Annotated in this window: 10 protein-coding genes; 2 read left to right on the forward strand and 8 right to left on the reverse strand. The window is 38.0% G+C overall.

Annotated features, from left to right (window positions below):
* Positions 1 to 87: 87 nt before the first annotated feature.
* The 3 genes from B4U37_RS11135 to B4U37_RS11145 all read right to left on the reverse strand — a co-directional run bounded on the left by B4U37_RS11135 (position 88) and on the right by B4U37_RS11145 (position 3,120).
* A complete protein-coding gene (locus B4U37_RS11135; RefSeq protein WP_088018273.1) occupies positions 88 to 1,032 on the reverse strand; it encodes an ArsA family ATPase in 945 nt (314 codons plus the stop codon).
* Between the two features lie 13 nt (positions 1,033 to 1,045).
* Complete coding sequence (locus B4U37_RS11140) at positions 1,046 to 1,309, reverse strand: cory-CC-star protein (RefSeq protein ID WP_088018274.1); 264 nt, start codon at positions 1,307 to 1,309, stop codon at positions 1,046 to 1,048.
* A 68-nt stretch (positions 1,310 to 1,377) separates the two neighbouring features.
* Positions 1,378 to 3,120, reverse strand: coding sequence for a carbon starvation CstA family protein (locus tag B4U37_RS11145; RefSeq protein WP_088018275.1), 1,743 nt, complete (start codon positions 3,118 to 3,120; stop codon positions 1,378 to 1,380).
* 266 nt (positions 3,121 to 3,386) lie between these two features.
* Between B4U37_RS11145 and B4U37_RS11150 the strand changes: the two genes are divergently transcribed.
* Entirely contained in the window at positions 3,387 to 4,994 is a 1,608-nt protein-coding gene (locus tag B4U37_RS11150) for a GDSL-type esterase/lipase family protein (protein ID WP_157663771.1), read from the forward strand.
* 36 nt (positions 4,995 to 5,030) lie between these two features.
* Here the strand turns inward: B4U37_RS11150 and B4U37_RS11155 are convergent, their stop codons facing one another.
* Positions 5,031 to 6,512 (reverse strand): hypothetical protein, encoded by a 1,482-nt coding sequence (locus B4U37_RS11155; protein ID WP_088018277.1) that lies wholly within the window; start codon positions 6,510 to 6,512, stop codon positions 5,031 to 5,033.
* A 116-nt stretch (positions 6,513 to 6,628) separates the two neighbouring features.
* Positions 6,629 to 9,217 (reverse strand): DEAD/DEAH box helicase, encoded by a 2,589-nt coding sequence (locus B4U37_RS11160; RefSeq protein ID WP_088018278.1) that lies wholly within the window; start codon positions 9,215 to 9,217, stop codon positions 6,629 to 6,631.
* A gap of 312 nt (positions 9,218 to 9,529) precedes the next feature.
* On the opposite strand from B4U37_RS11160, the gene B4U37_RS11165 reads away from it, so the two are divergent.
* On the forward strand, positions 9,530 to 10,060 hold the full coding sequence (locus tag B4U37_RS11165; protein WP_088018279.1) for a YceI family protein: 531 nt from the start codon (positions 9,530 to 9,532) through the stop codon (positions 10,058 to 10,060).
* Positions 10,061 to 10,103: 43 nt separating this feature from the next.
* On the opposite strand, the gene B4U37_RS11170 is transcribed toward B4U37_RS11165, so the two are convergent.
* From B4U37_RS11170 to B4U37_RS11180, 3 genes are all read right to left on the reverse strand, one after another.
* Positions 10,104 to 10,382, reverse strand: a complete 279-nt coding sequence (locus B4U37_RS11170; RefSeq protein WP_088018280.1) for a DUF1871 family protein — start codon at positions 10,380 to 10,382, stop codon at positions 10,104 to 10,106.
* A gap of 18 nt (positions 10,383 to 10,400) precedes the next feature.
* A complete protein-coding gene (locus tag B4U37_RS11175) occupies positions 10,401 to 12,380 on the reverse strand; it encodes a penicillin-binding transpeptidase domain-containing protein (RefSeq protein ID WP_198317019.1) in 1,980 nt (659 codons plus the stop codon).
* Between the two features lie 523 nt (positions 12,381 to 12,903).
* Positions 12,904 to 14,070, reverse strand: a complete 1,167-nt coding sequence (locus B4U37_RS11180; protein ID WP_088016864.1) for an IS256 family transposase — start codon at positions 14,068 to 14,070, stop codon at positions 12,904 to 12,906.
* Positions 14,071 to 14,095: the final 25 nt, after the last annotated feature.

The following is a 14,095-nucleotide window of genomic DNA, read 5'->3' on the forward strand; positions in this document are numbered from 1 at the left end:
TCCCGTACTCATTTCCTATTAGGCTTTCCTTCAAACAAGAAAAAACTCCTAAGAAAAGGAGGAATTTGTCCCTTTCTTAAGAGTTTTTCAGTAAGAGGTGATTTTTGTTAGGGCACCCGCATACTTCCTTAAATGTTCCATATTAGAAATATCATGCTCAAACAATGGAATTTTAATAATTTCTGGCTTGTGGAAAATTTCATGAACCTGCTGTATATATCTTCTTTCATTTTGTCTTCGATTTTCCATAAAGACTCCATCTGCATGATCGGGGATAACCTTATTTACAAAAACAGTGGAAACGTTCATGTTTTGCTTTTCCAACATTTCTATTGCTTTTTTAGTTTCAAGTATAGGAAGTCTCTCGGCATTAAGGACAAATGCATAACCTGTCTTATTCTGATCAAGGAGAATATCCCTTACCTTTACGAACTTTTGTTTTCTAGCCTGTAATTTATCAAATATCGGGTCTTCCACTGGCTCTCCATCGTTTAATAGCTGGCTATAGTTTTGCTGAACCTTTTTTCTCTTTTCCAACAGTCCACTGATCCAGACGTTCATCAGTTCAGGCAAAGTTAACAGCCGAATGGTGTGGCCGGTTGGTGCTGTGTCAAAAATGATATGATCAAAAGAATCGTATTCTTCCAGTATTAATGAAGTGATTTTATCGAATAGGGCTGCCTCATCTGCTCCTGGTGATGCGCTTGCAAGATCAATCTGCCTATGTACTTCTTCCACCATGGTTGCCTTTACTAACCCCTTGAGGTTATTTTTAACCTCCTCAATATACCTTTTTGATTCTGATTGAGGGTTAATTTCTAGAAGATGCAGGTATGTGTTGATCGACAATACTTTATCTTTCGGTTTTACATGAAAGATGTCTCCAATATTATGGGCTGGATCTGTCGATACCAATAACACCTTTTTGCTCTCTTCCGAGAAAAGCTGTGCAACCGCAGAAGCTGTGGTTGATTTTCCAACTCCCCCTTTGCCTCCAATAAACATAATTTTATGATTGAAAAATCTACTCATTCTTCTCTTCCTCCTAACAGCAGCGTATTCCGTTTAGTGGTGATTTTTCCATCCCCATCCGCAGATGCCAATCATGAAATCTCTCAATAACAAATGGATATAACTCCAAAGTATAGTAAAACGCAGGATTAGGAAGACCGAGCATTTCAGAAAAACATAATAACGTAAACAGGTCCTCTTCCTCCCTCATCTCCCTTGCGATTTCTGTTCTATGAGGTTGCTGAAGTATTTCATCATAAATAGTAATGACTTTCTTGAATTTTTCCAGAATGTCCATATGTAAGCCTCCTTCTGCTCTTTATGAAAGAAGAGGATGAGCAACATGCTTCATCCTCTCGCTAAATGTTACATGGACGTATCTATTGGGGGAGTCTTGTCAGTTTTAAAGAATACTCTGAACGCCTCCAAGATGATCCAAAATGCGAACACAAAGATAATTCCACCTAAAATGAAAAGTAACATGTTTGCATCTGTTTCACCCAGACCTGACCATTGAAATACGACTTGAACAAACATTGCATATAGAGTCATTGAGAAAATGAAAATCATTGGTACAAATGTATAGAAGAAGTTCCTTCCCTGCTTCTTTAACCATACAGATATCAGAAGTAGACTGACCCCAGCCAAGAGCTGATTACTTGTACCGAACAGCGGCCAGAGCAAGTAACCTCCTGAACCAAACCCATTTGGTCCTTTTGGGATCAACACCAATGCAGCACTTGAAACCACTGCAACAGAAGTTGCGACATGCATGTTTGTTAACGGCTTAAAGTTATATTCACTGCCAATTTCCGAAATGATGTATCTCATAAGACGTAATGATGTGTCCAAGCTTGTTGCAGCAAAGCTTACAACAATGACGGTTACAATGGTTCTGGCAATGTCTGCTGGAATTGCAATACCTGTAGCAAGTTGGGCCGCGCCGTTAATGAAGTTGGACATTCCCCCGAGACTTGCTGCACCAAAGTCGGAATACGCAGCCCTGAAGTCACCAGCATTGGCAAACAATGTCGCAACAGCGATTATGGAAATCAATGCAAGTATCCCTTCTCCTACCGAGCCCAAGTAACCAACAAAGCGAGCATCTGTTTCTTTATCCAATTGTTTAGAGGTTGTACCAGAAGCAACCAACCCGTGGAATCCAGAAATGGCACCACAAGCAATAGTGATGAATAGCAACGGGAACCAAGAAACATCACTTACTTCATTTGTCATTGGTGCTGTAAGTTCTGGTCTAAGAACTAATAATCCTGCATAGAGCATTATTAAACCAACGACTAATTGATGCGAGTTAATATAATCTCGTGGTTGCAAAAGCTTCCAGACAGGTAACGTGGAAGCAAAATAACAATAAACTAAAAGGATAACAATCCAGACGAAGAATGACATGGAGACTCCATCCAAACCGAACAGTACCGTGTTATCCGCTCCACCAAAGTAGCGGACCAAATCAATCTGTAGGAATGGAAGCTTGCTTGTCAAAACTGCCGAACCGTACATGACGGCAAGTGCAATCAAAGAGGGAACCAGCATTTTGGCCTTTCTTTTGTAAACTGCATATCCAATCCAAATAGCAATCGGAATTTCAATAAAGATTGGTATAACTGCAGCCGGAAATTGAATGAACAGGTTTGAGATAACCCATGCAAACACGGCATTTACCATGAGAACTAAAATTAATATGATAAATAAAAATAGCATTTTCGCACGTTTACCGATCAAGCGGTCTGTTAACGTACCAATAGATTGACCTTTATTTCGGACTGAAAGAACCAATGTACCAAAATCATGAACTCCGGCTGCAAAGACAGTCCCAAGTATGACCCAAAGAAATGCGGGTCCCCAGCCCCAGTACAGTGCAATTGCAGGACCTAAAATAGGAGAAGCTCCAGCAACAGAGGAGAAATGATGTCCCCATAAAACTACCTTTTTCGTTGGTACAAAATCCACCCCGTCATCATACTTATGGGCGGGTGTTACATAATCAGGATCCAGGCGGTAAATCTTTTCTGCGATGAATTTAGAATAATATCGATATCCCAGTGCAAATACGATAAAACCGATGATTGCCAACCAAACAGAATTCACCCTAATTCCTCCCTCTTTCTATGTATACAAGAAAAGATTACTAATGAGTGTAAGCGTTGTCAATATAGAATTCTGAAAATTCATACTAAATACATGCTACTTTTAATATCAGGTCGTAAAATAGGTGGAAAGTAGGATGTTGTCGATTGCTAACTAAATATGTCGTAAGCACTATTTTTTATTGAATATTCCGACATATAGACTTATAATGTGGAAGATTCATGTAATTTTATATGAATACATAACCAATCAAGGGGGATCTTTTGTTGAAGTTTAAGCACGTTTCATTGTTGTTTGCCTTGTTGCTCGTTTTTAACTTTTTTGCCTCCAACTTTGTTTTTGCAGAAGAAATTAAAGAAACAGAACCAACACTGGTTGCGTTGGGAGATTCAATCCCATTTGGTACAAGTCTTCCAGACCGTAGTCAAGCATTTCCCAATCTAATTTTAGATGGAGAAACAACTGTTATTAACAAAAGTGCACCAGGACAAACTTCTGCTCAATTACTAACACAAATTACAACAGATCCCGAAACAGGCCAAGCACTACAAAATGCTGACGTTATTACAATTAATACAGGAAATAATGATCTACTGCAGGCAGCAAAAATTGCGGAGATAGCTGCTGCAATTCAAGCAGGAAAAGAAATTGATTATGAAACACTACAAAAAGAAGTTGCCGCTGCTGCTTTAAAAGCTGGAGAAAACTTGGCAATTATATTGCACACTATTCGGGAGATTAACTCGGATGCCCCTATATTGCTATATAACATTTATAATCCTTTCCCAAGTCTTGAGGCAGAACCCGTAAAAACTCTGCACCAAGTCTGTGAAATGATTTTAGAAGATGTGAACAAGGGATTTCCTTTAGTTGCATCATCTTATTCGAATACATTTGTTCTTGATGCCTATTCAGCCTTCGACGGTAATCAAGTAGAACTTGTCTATGGTTTTCCTGATGTTCATCCAACTATTATTGGGCATCAAGCATTGGCAACGTTGGCTAATAGCTTGCTGTTAGAAATGTATCCACCAGTGGAACCAGAGCCTGAATATGAGCTTGATTTGACCATAACACCGAATGTTGAGACAGAAGGACCTGTCACAGTTCATGTTAATACCAAGGGTCATACCCCTCTTAAAGTTATGTGGATGGCAGGAGAAAAAACAGAGTTAGATTTTATAAGTTTGGAAGATGTAAACTTCTTGCAAGGTAATAGCTTTGAAGTAAATGAAAATGGTAAATACACAGTACTAGCTGTTTTTAGCGAAGATGGAATGGATAGAGCTATTCAAACGATTGAAGTTTCCAATATAGTTCCACCAATGGAGAACCCCACATATGAACTAGATTTATCAATCTCTCCAAGCGAAGAAACGGAAGGACCTGTTACCATCTCAATTGATACAAAAGACCAAACGCCTATCAGCTTGATGTGGATGAAAGGTGAAAAAATCGACTTAGACTTCTTGGACGTAGAAAACGTGAATTTTTTACAAGGTACAAGTTTTGAAGTGACTGAAAATGGAAAATATACTGTTCTTGCAGTATTTAGTCAAGATGGAATGGCGAGAGTTCTGAAAACTATTGAAGTCACAAATGTTTTTCAACCTGTTGAACCTCCGGTAGAAGAACCGCCTGCAGAAGAAGAACCACCTACAGAAGACGAAGATAATACTCCTCCTCCACCAGTAAAGAAAGATGAAACAAAACAACCGGTAGAAAAGAAGCAAGTAGCTAAGAGTGGAAACAAACTTCCGAATACGGCTACAAGTGCTTATAACTATTTGGTTTGGGGAGCAGGATTGTTGTTTTTGGGACTTGGTTACATGGCGACTGTAAAGATTTACAAAAGAAAAACTAGAGTTCAATAGCAAGAAGCACCTCACTAAAATTAGTGGGGTGCTTTATTATTTTTCAAGGATTATATCTAGCAGGTATGATAATGAGTTTTGGTTAGCCGTAATGTTAACAAGGGGCTTTTTAGAAAATAGCATCCCCTTAACATTCCAGATTCCAGTTCGAATCCACTCTATTTTTCTGAATGATGGAGAATTAGGGAATTTTGGGAACATGTAAGGTGAGCACACTTTGCCCAATCCAATGATTTGCTCTTTATCATTTTTTACAAAAACATAATCGCCCTCTTCCATCTCATGACAAAATTGAAATAAAGAAGAGGTCTCTACATAAGGTACTTTTTTTGCGCTATAAATCTGCCGGTAATTATTCCATATTTCTTTTCGAGATGAATAGTTCCTGATATTTCCAAGCTTCCCATGATTAAAAGTAAGCATCCCTTCATCAAAAAAAGAATTGGCATCAATTCCAGTTTGAGTAGTGTAAATCCAATATTTCTTTTTTTCTTTCTCTTCGAAAGCTACTTCTTTTCCATCATTTTCACTTTCAGAGTGTGTATCGTAAATATATTGCAAGAAACAGTTGATCTCATAATATATTGGCAGCTCTGTCTTTCTACCTACAATATTTAAATACTTATTTAATAAATAACTTTCGTGAATTAGTTTTTGATAATGGTAGATTTTAGAGCCAATAGTATATGTATTTTTTAAAGTGGATGCTTCTTTAAACAATCTTTCAACAGCCACAATCTCTTTATTGGTAAATCGACAAAAGAAGTTTGGGAAAAGGTAATGAACCAATTCACCAATTTCTTTCTGACCAAAGCCGATTAACCTACGTATAGGGTCTTTGTAGAAGCTGTCTAAGCGTTTATCAATACTATCGTCACCAAAAAGAAGATCTATAAAAAATTGTCTGTAGCGTTCAATCGGTGCTTTTTGCTCAGTAAAGAAACTTTCCACTGGCAGAGTTGTTTGTAAAAAAGGCGACTGCTCTCTAAGTTTTTGGAAATCCTCCCAGTTCATAATCGATAAATTTTCTTCTTTTCTAAATGCTTGGAAGAACTGATATTTCGTAAGTTGTTTTTCAGTGTCGCCTATCCAAACCTCTGCAACGCGACTGTACAAAAACAAATGTATATCCAAGTAATCGTATTTCACCAAACCTTCCACTGATCCAGGCACTTTCCAATAAGAATGTAAAATGTCATCCTCATCTTTTTCAAGTGCTAGTACCTTAATATCCTCTATTTTAAAAATATCCAGATTTTTTAAACCCCAAAGCTTTCTTACAAACTTTAATGGCAAGGGCTCTCCCTGCTCTATTACATCTAATGTAATAACAATTTGATTGTACATGGTAATCGTATTTACCTTGCAAATGCAAATTATATCAGTATAATCACAATAATAAACTTTGTCTCCTGGCTGCATTTCATTTATATAAAATAGTTCATACATATCTAATTGATAAGAAATGGTGTTTGTTTGGATGTTTTTTGATTCACCACGTAAAATCCAAGTGGACACGATAAACACCTCTCTCCCGCAAAAACTCTTTTTTATACTGTATTATTTTTTTTCTAAAACATTCAAAGAAAAGAGGCGCTGCCGTTCGCACCTCTTAAAAAATGTAGCTTGCACGCCTAAAATGGACGCTTTATTGTAAAGTTTTTGTGTTTTTTCCGCAGTTTGGAAAAGTGACAAGCATCACATACTGCATACTTGAAATCTGGGTCCAATCTCTTTCCGCATTTGCTGCACTGCTTCGTTCGCATTTTTACATCTGTTTGCAATCGCTCATGCACTTCATCACTAAATGACTCTCTTACTCTTTCCCAATATGTTGCTTCCGTCCTTCTGTCCAATCTGTATAAAAACAGCAAGTGAAGACCGATGGATTTATAGGATAACTCCACATACTCCAGGCTATCTTTATTCATGAACGGTTCCGGCAATTCTTCCCTTGTTACAATCGCTTCCATCGTTTTTTTCCATTGATTTATAAGGGTCTGCTCTTTTGTAGAAAACGGGAGATGTAAAAAGCCATACAAATCATTAACTGTCAGCCTAGCTTCAATCATCGTGTCTTCAATTGTTTCGTACAAAATTTGTTCCTCGCTAAGGGAGGCTTTCTCTGTACCTGCAGGACTTTCAAACTTTTCCCAAAGCTCAAAGAAATGACCCAGCTTGTTGGAATACTTTTGAAATCTCTCCAATATAGAACTGGTTGGAGCAATTGCAAAAGTGTGAACTTGACGATCTTTCCCACCTAAAAGCTTTTCCATTGCTTTAATGTCTCCTGTAAAAGCAACCTTTCCCACATCATACATTCCTTTACGGCCTGCTCGACCAGCAATTTGCTTTACTTCTTGCGAGGTCAGACGTCTGCGGCGCGTACCATCAAATTTTTCATTTTGTAAGAAGACTACCCTTCTTATTGGCAAATTCAAGCCCATTCCGATAGCATCTGTTGCAACAATTACCGTTGTTTCTCCATCTATAAAACGCTGCATCTGCTTTTTTCTTGTTTCAGGAGGCATACTTCCATATATCATGCTGACTTGATGCCCGTTGTTCTGGAGAATCGATGCCGTTTCTAAAACCCGCTTACGAGAAAAACAGACAAGGGCATCCCCTCTTTTTGTATCCCTAAGTGTGAATGGCCGATCTTCAACTTGAAGAGGTGTATCCCTTGTATACTCGTTAATTTCAATTGCCGCATTTCCTAAAAGTTGCAATACCATTTCTCTCATACTAAAGCTTCCGACAATGTGTACTTCATCCGCGTTAGCCTTTGTAATGGCTTTATACCATGAGAAACCTCGGTCTTTATCTGCTATCATTTGTGCCTCATCAATCACGATAACTTCATAATGATCTTTTTCATAAAACATTTCGACCGTACTAGAGAAATGGCTTGCACCTGGAGACAGTTTCTCTTCTTCTCCTGTTTTTAGTGAGCATGGTACTCCATCAGAATTTAATGTGTCGTAAACCTCCAACGCCAATAGTCGCAGTGGAGCAAGATATAATCCGCTTTTTGCTTCTTTCATTCTTTGCAAAGCCTGGAATGTCTTTCCTGTGTTTGTTTCCCCAATATGTATGACATACCTTGTGCTTCTACCGTTCGAAGGGATATACTCCCTTCCGAAAATATCTTCTAACATCCTCTCCTCTTCTTCTTGCTTTCGGCGGATCTCTGCCAAAATCTCCTCTTCTTTTTGATTCCGATCTTTGATATCTCTTTGCAAATACTGCTCATGAATTTCTAAGTTGAAAGGTTGTTCTGCAAGGTCAAGCAAATCCGTAACAAACTCATCTTGTAGTTGTTCCATAAAATCATTGACCAGTAAGTAAAAAGAGTTAGCAAGTAATTTCCTAAGCTTTGATACTGTGAAATCTTGGGATGTCACGGTTTTGTAGTCTGTTAAAATTTCATCTGAGAGCTCATTCACTATTAGTCCCGGTAGAAAACCGAACAGATAATCCGTAATCCTTTTCTCATAGAAAAAATAATATGTCTCATATTCTAAGTATTCCTCATAATAATCAAAGCTCTGATGAACAGCACCTGTCAGCTCACCGAAAAAATCTTTCAAAGTGTGATAGTCAGATGCATCCATAGGGCCAGACTCTTTTAACACATCTTCTCTTCTGTTGGATTCTGTTTCCTCAAACTTCGGGTTATTCTGTAAATCCTCTCTTACCTTCTTGGCAACAAAGTGTCTGACATATAAGAAGTAATTCGCTTGATTTTCTTCTACTATCCTATGAGCAGCCTGATCAACCGTAGCTGTAACATCATCTATGCGAAGTTGTATACGTTTTTCTTCCATTCTTTTTTGAAGATTTTGGCGGGCTTGAAGGTAGTGTTCTTCCCAAACGGATTGGTCCGTAAAAGGAGAATTTTGCAACCACTCTAATGCATTAAAGGATTGATATTCCCTCATTTCATTTTTGAACAGTTGGTTAATAATTTTCTTGTCTACCCCTTCTACTTCGAACCCGCGTGCACTAAGAATCTGTTTTTTCTCTTTTCTGGCGATGTCATTTGTTACTTGATTAAGCCATACATTGTACCAAATCTGTTCAACGTAGTGCCTACGATCTTCTATATATTCCGCGAACGTTGGCAGATCTTCTTTCGTTTCAAAATATTGTTGAATATCTTCTTCAATCTTATATTTTGTTCGATCTAACGATGTAGAATGTATGATGTTTAATTTATCCATGATGAAGTCTCCTTTAGTGTATGTTTAGAGACTTTAGATGTTTGGCTTAATCCATGTCTAAAAGCTCTAGTCTTATGGTTTTATATATCTTTTGATAATTCATTGGTTTTAAACAAAAATCTAATGTTTCCTGCAACATATCATAAGAATATTCCCTTGTCACCAGTTACATCTCATATTTTTAAAACAGAGTAAATTATAGGAAAAAATAGTTGTTGACAATTTTATACCCCGAGCATATAATTTATCTTGAAGTTATAAATCTTGAATTAAAGATACTTTATTAAAAGGGAATTTAGGAGGAATTTTATTATGGCTAAAACAGTATGGAATGTTGACAAATCACACAGTACAGTGGACTTTTCGGTGAAGCACATGATGTTTGCGACAGTTAAAGGCGGATTTCATGAATATGATGCAACAATTGTTGCGGATCCTACAGATTTAACAACGGCTGATATCGAGTTTACAGTAGATGTGGCAAGTATTGATACACGCAGCAGTGATCGCGATGCTCACCTTCGCTCTGCAGATTTCTTTGATGTGGATAACCATCCGAAAATGACTTTTAAAGCAACATCCATTGAAAAAACAGACGATAATGAATACAACGTAACAGGAGACCTTACTCTTCGTGGTACGACAAAATCTGAAACTTTCTCTGTAGTATTCGAAGGAACTGGTCAAGATCCTTGGGGAAATGAAAAAGCAGGCTTTGCAGTCGAAGGAAAACTTAAGCGCAGTGACTATGGTTTAACGTGGAATGCTCCACTAGAAGCCGGTGGTGTACTTGTTGGGGATCAAATCAAGATAGCATTACAATTACAAGCAGCAAAGGGATAAATATAAAAAGGGAATTGCTTCATAATGGCAATTCCCTTTTTGTTTATTCTTGTATTTCTTCCCAGATTAAAACCGCTACTTGCACGCAAGTTATAGAAGGTAAATCGGTGGAAAAAGAAGCGTCCATAGTCTGTTTAATATACACCCCTAATTTATCGACCGAGTCAATTTCATCTAGCGCATCTACAATTTTATCAATTTCTAACCGGTACCTATCTTCCCCCGCTCCCATTGCAAGGAGGTCCATCGGATCCCATTCATTGATATTTTTGGTGACGATTTCTTGTTTTTTCTTCCTAGATACACCAATAAAACCTTCCATCTATAACACCTGCCCTAGTTAGTTTGAAAGAGCCTCATAAAATTTGTTCGTCAATTCTATTGTGTATCTGCTTCCACCTCTGTCAATTACATCCTCAATCAACATGGCAGTCAATAATGTCGGGTCCTTCTGATCGTAAGAGACCCATAATCCATTTTCTAATCGTTCTTCTTTCTTAATCTCAGCTGTACCGGTCTTTCCTGCAATCTCACGGCCTGGAACATTTGCCACACTGGATTTCCCTTCTGTAACAGTCTTTCTTAGATTGTTCTGAAGGAGTTTTGCATTCTCAGGTGACACAATATCCTTCCATACTTCAGAAGTTTCTTCTTCCAGCAGTAATGGCTTCATCATCGATCCGTCATTTACTACTCCACCATAAATGCTTGCTAGGTGTACGATGTTCAATAAGATTTCACCTTGTCCATAAGCGGTGTGGGCCAATAGGACCTCATTGTCGAGGGATCCGGAGTTGGAAATTTGAGAATCACTTACTGGTGGATAAGAGAAAGGAAGTTCTTCTCCAATACCTAATTTCGCTAAACCTTCCTCAAATTCCTCTATTCCAATGTCAATCGCAGCTTTAGCAAAATAAATATTGTCTGAATTGTTCAATCCACTCACTAAATCTACTTTTTTATCGTCTTCATAGACCCTTGTTACTTTACTGCCCCCGATATCCCATTGCTTGTCAGGAATATCATATTGGTGGTTCGGGTCAAGTTTCCCGCTTTCGAGACCGATAATGGAAGTTAGGAGTTTCATGGTGGAACCTGGGGAATACGTACTACGAAAGCGATTTTCACTTGCGTTTATCCCTGCTTCCTTTAATTCATCCAGCCTCTTTTTCTTGCTCATTGATGTTCCCATAGTTACAGTATTCGGGTCATATGCGGGCGTACTCACAAGACTTAATACCTTTCCGGTACTTGGGTCAATCGTAGCTGCTTGCCCGGCATCATCTTTCATGACATCATACAATTTCTGTTGTATGTTCGCATCAATTGTCAATGTAATGTCTTTGCCACGTTCTGGCTCTGTTCTAGCTATTGTTTTTTCCGTGCCGTCTTCTTTTACTTGTGTTACTTCTAAGCCTTTCTTTCCTTTTAGTTCTTTTTCATACAACCCTTCAATTCCGGTGACACCTAATCTATCACCTTGTTCATACCCTTGAAAGTCTTCTAAATCCTGCGCGGTAACCTCATCTATATAGCCAACTAAATGAGCTGTTGCTTCTGCGAATGGATAAACGCGTTCAATTGATCTTCCATTTGTAACTCCTTCAATTTCTATTAGTTCTAAAACCAAATCTCTGTCGTTTTCTCGGAAGTCTTTAATAGGCATGGCATAATCAGGCTGTGCCCAGCTTAATGTATAAAGGCTTGTAATTTCTTCTTCTGACATATCGATCATATCAGCAAGCTTTGCCAAATCTCTTTCTTCATTAAACTTACCAGGAACAATTTGCAGATTCATCACCTCCTCATTAGCAGCAAGCTTGTTCCCCTTGCTGTCTAAGATTTCACCTCGAGTAGCTTTGGTGTAATCTATCACAAACTCATCTGTCAAATCATATTCTGGAAAAATAAAACTTGGCTCCCACTGTATATACCATTGTTCATTTTCTTCTTCATCTAACACTTTATTCAGGACAAAATACACTTCGTAATCTATTTTTCTAGCAAAAGTGTCATAAGTGATTTTCCCTGGAATGGTGACGGTTTCTTGTTCTTCCCACTCAACTTCTTGATCTAACACTTCTATTTTTAAATTTTCCATTTCAAAAAGGTCATAAACCTCTTTGTGTTTTTCTTCAAAAAGTTGCTGTGGAACGTTTTCTTTTGATTCCGACTGGAGATATTCCTCATACATACTTGAGAAATCTTGTTCCTCCCACGTGGTTATGTAGGCGTTTAATACTTCATAGGGATTGACGGGTTCTTTTGTACACCCGGCTAGTATAAACAACATGATTATCATAAATAATATCTTTTTCATTGAAGCCCCCATCCTCTCTTGTCTCTTAGTTTTAAGGATACATGAATTTCCAAATTGATTAAAGGAAAATGATTCAATCGTTTCTTGGAATATCCAGCTAAGCTTTCATGAAGACCTCAGGGAAACAGTTTCTGGTAGAGAGGGGCCCTCATAAGCGGTATGAAGACACCAGTGATGTAATTTTTGGCTAAGAGAAGTCCTCATAAGCGGTATGAAGCCCCCAGTGATGTAATTTTTAGCTAAGATAAGTCCTCATAAGCCGTATGAAGACACGAGTGATGTAGTTTTTAGTCAAGTCCATATTAATGTGTAAAAATAGTTACAATGAGATCTAATGCTAAATGTGTTATGGGGTTATGTTTTCAGGTCTTGTTCTTCTTAAAGGTTTAGGGTGTATTCTTTACCCCCTAGGGGGTAAAATTTTCCCTTTTTATGGCCCAGTCACTGTAAGCGCTTTTTTATTAACAAACATTAATGTGACAGTTCACATAATTCCGTTTAGGGAATTAAAAAACTATTTTACTTAGATATGGTGTATATACTTTGACTTACTCCATTCTTCCTCCATTTTCATCAGTACAGATCCAATTATACGTATTGCAGATTGATCGTTCGGGAAAATTTGAATTACCCTTTCTCTTCTCCTTATTTCCCTATTTACTCTTTCTAGCATATTGGTTGTACGTAAGTGTTTGTGAAGCTCAGCTTTTTGAGAATGAAACTGCATTGCATCTTCAAAGCCAGCATCCAACGTTTCAATTACCTTAGTAAACCCTTTTACTTCGTAATACTTCTCAATAAAGTCGCGCTTCAGTTCTCGGCTCAATTTAATGTTGGATGTTCTAAAGATTTCCTTGAGTTCTGTTTTTGCTTCTGAAGAGTTTTTCTTAGGAAAGGAGTCCATTATATTCCTAAGAAAATGAACACAACACCTTTGCCAAGAGGTTCCTAAAAAGGATTCTTTTATAGCAGCCACTAACCCTGCATGTGCATCAGAAATCACCATCTTAGGTGATTGTATCCCTCTTGATTTTAGGTGATCAAAGAAATTAGACCAACTTTCTTCTGATTCCCCATGGGTAACCCTTAACCCAATAATCTCTCTATGTCCTTCTTCGTTTACACCGCAAGCTATAAGTACTCCTTTTGAAACAACCCTATCGTTCTCACGAACTTTAATATACATGGCATCAACATATATGTATGGATAATAAAGGGTGTTTAGTGGGCGGTTTCTCCACTCATTAACTATTGGATCCAATGATTTAGTGAGGTTAGATACTAGTGATTTAGATACACCTTTTCCACACAGTTCTTCTACAATCTTGGTAACTTTACGAGTTGAGACTCCATTTACAACCATCTCAATCATAGAAAGAATTAGAGCTTGTTCGCATCGCTCATACTTTTGGAATACAGAAGTTGAAAATTCACCATCACGAGTTCGGGGAACCTTTAATGTGAGTGAGCCAGTGCCGGTAATTAATTCTCGTTCATAGTAGCCATTCCGATATCCTCTGCGGTCATCCGTTCTCTCGTGAGAGAGAGCATTAATATATTCGTCCCTTTCTTTCTCCATAAGCGAATTCAATACAAGGGCTAAAGATGCTTTTACCGGGGATCCTAAAGAGCTTTTTTCTACCTCGGCTTTAAGTTGTTCCAAATTTATAGTAATATTAATGTTGGTCATTATCATTGCCTCCGTGTGTGATTGT

Origin of the sequence: Sutcliffiella horikoshii, assembly GCF_002157855.1 — a bacterium.
GTDB lineage: Bacteria > Bacillota > Bacilli > Bacillales > Bacillaceae_I > Sutcliffiella_A > Sutcliffiella_A horikoshii_C.

Excerpts from the sequence above, each read along its gene's own strand:
- B4U37_RS11140 (WP_088018274.1), bottom strand. The coding sequence starts at position 1,309 with ATGGACATTCTGGAAAAATTCAAGAAAGTCATTACTATTTATGATGAA.
- B4U37_RS11175 (WP_198317019.1), bottom strand. The coding sequence starts at position 12,380 with ATGAAAAAGATATTATTTATGATAATCATGTTGTTTATACTAGCCGGG.
- B4U37_RS11135 (WP_088018273.1), bottom strand. The coding sequence starts at position 1,032 with ATGAGTAGATTTTTCAATCATAAAATTATGTTTATTGGAGGCAAAGGG.
- B4U37_RS11160 (WP_088018278.1), bottom strand. The coding sequence starts at position 9,217 with ATGGATAAATTAAACATCATACATTCTACATCGTTAGATCGAACAAAA.
- B4U37_RS11180 (WP_088016864.1), bottom strand. The coding sequence starts at position 14,070 with ATGACCAACATTAATATTACTATAAATTTGGAACAACTTAAAGCCGAG.
- B4U37_RS11165 (WP_088018279.1), top strand. The coding sequence starts at position 9,530 with ATGGCTAAAACAGTATGGAATGTTGACAAATCACACAGTACAGTGGAC.
- B4U37_RS11170 (WP_088018280.1), bottom strand. The coding sequence starts at position 10,382 with ATGGAAGGTTTTATTGGTGTATCTAGGAAGAAAAAACAAGAAATCGTC.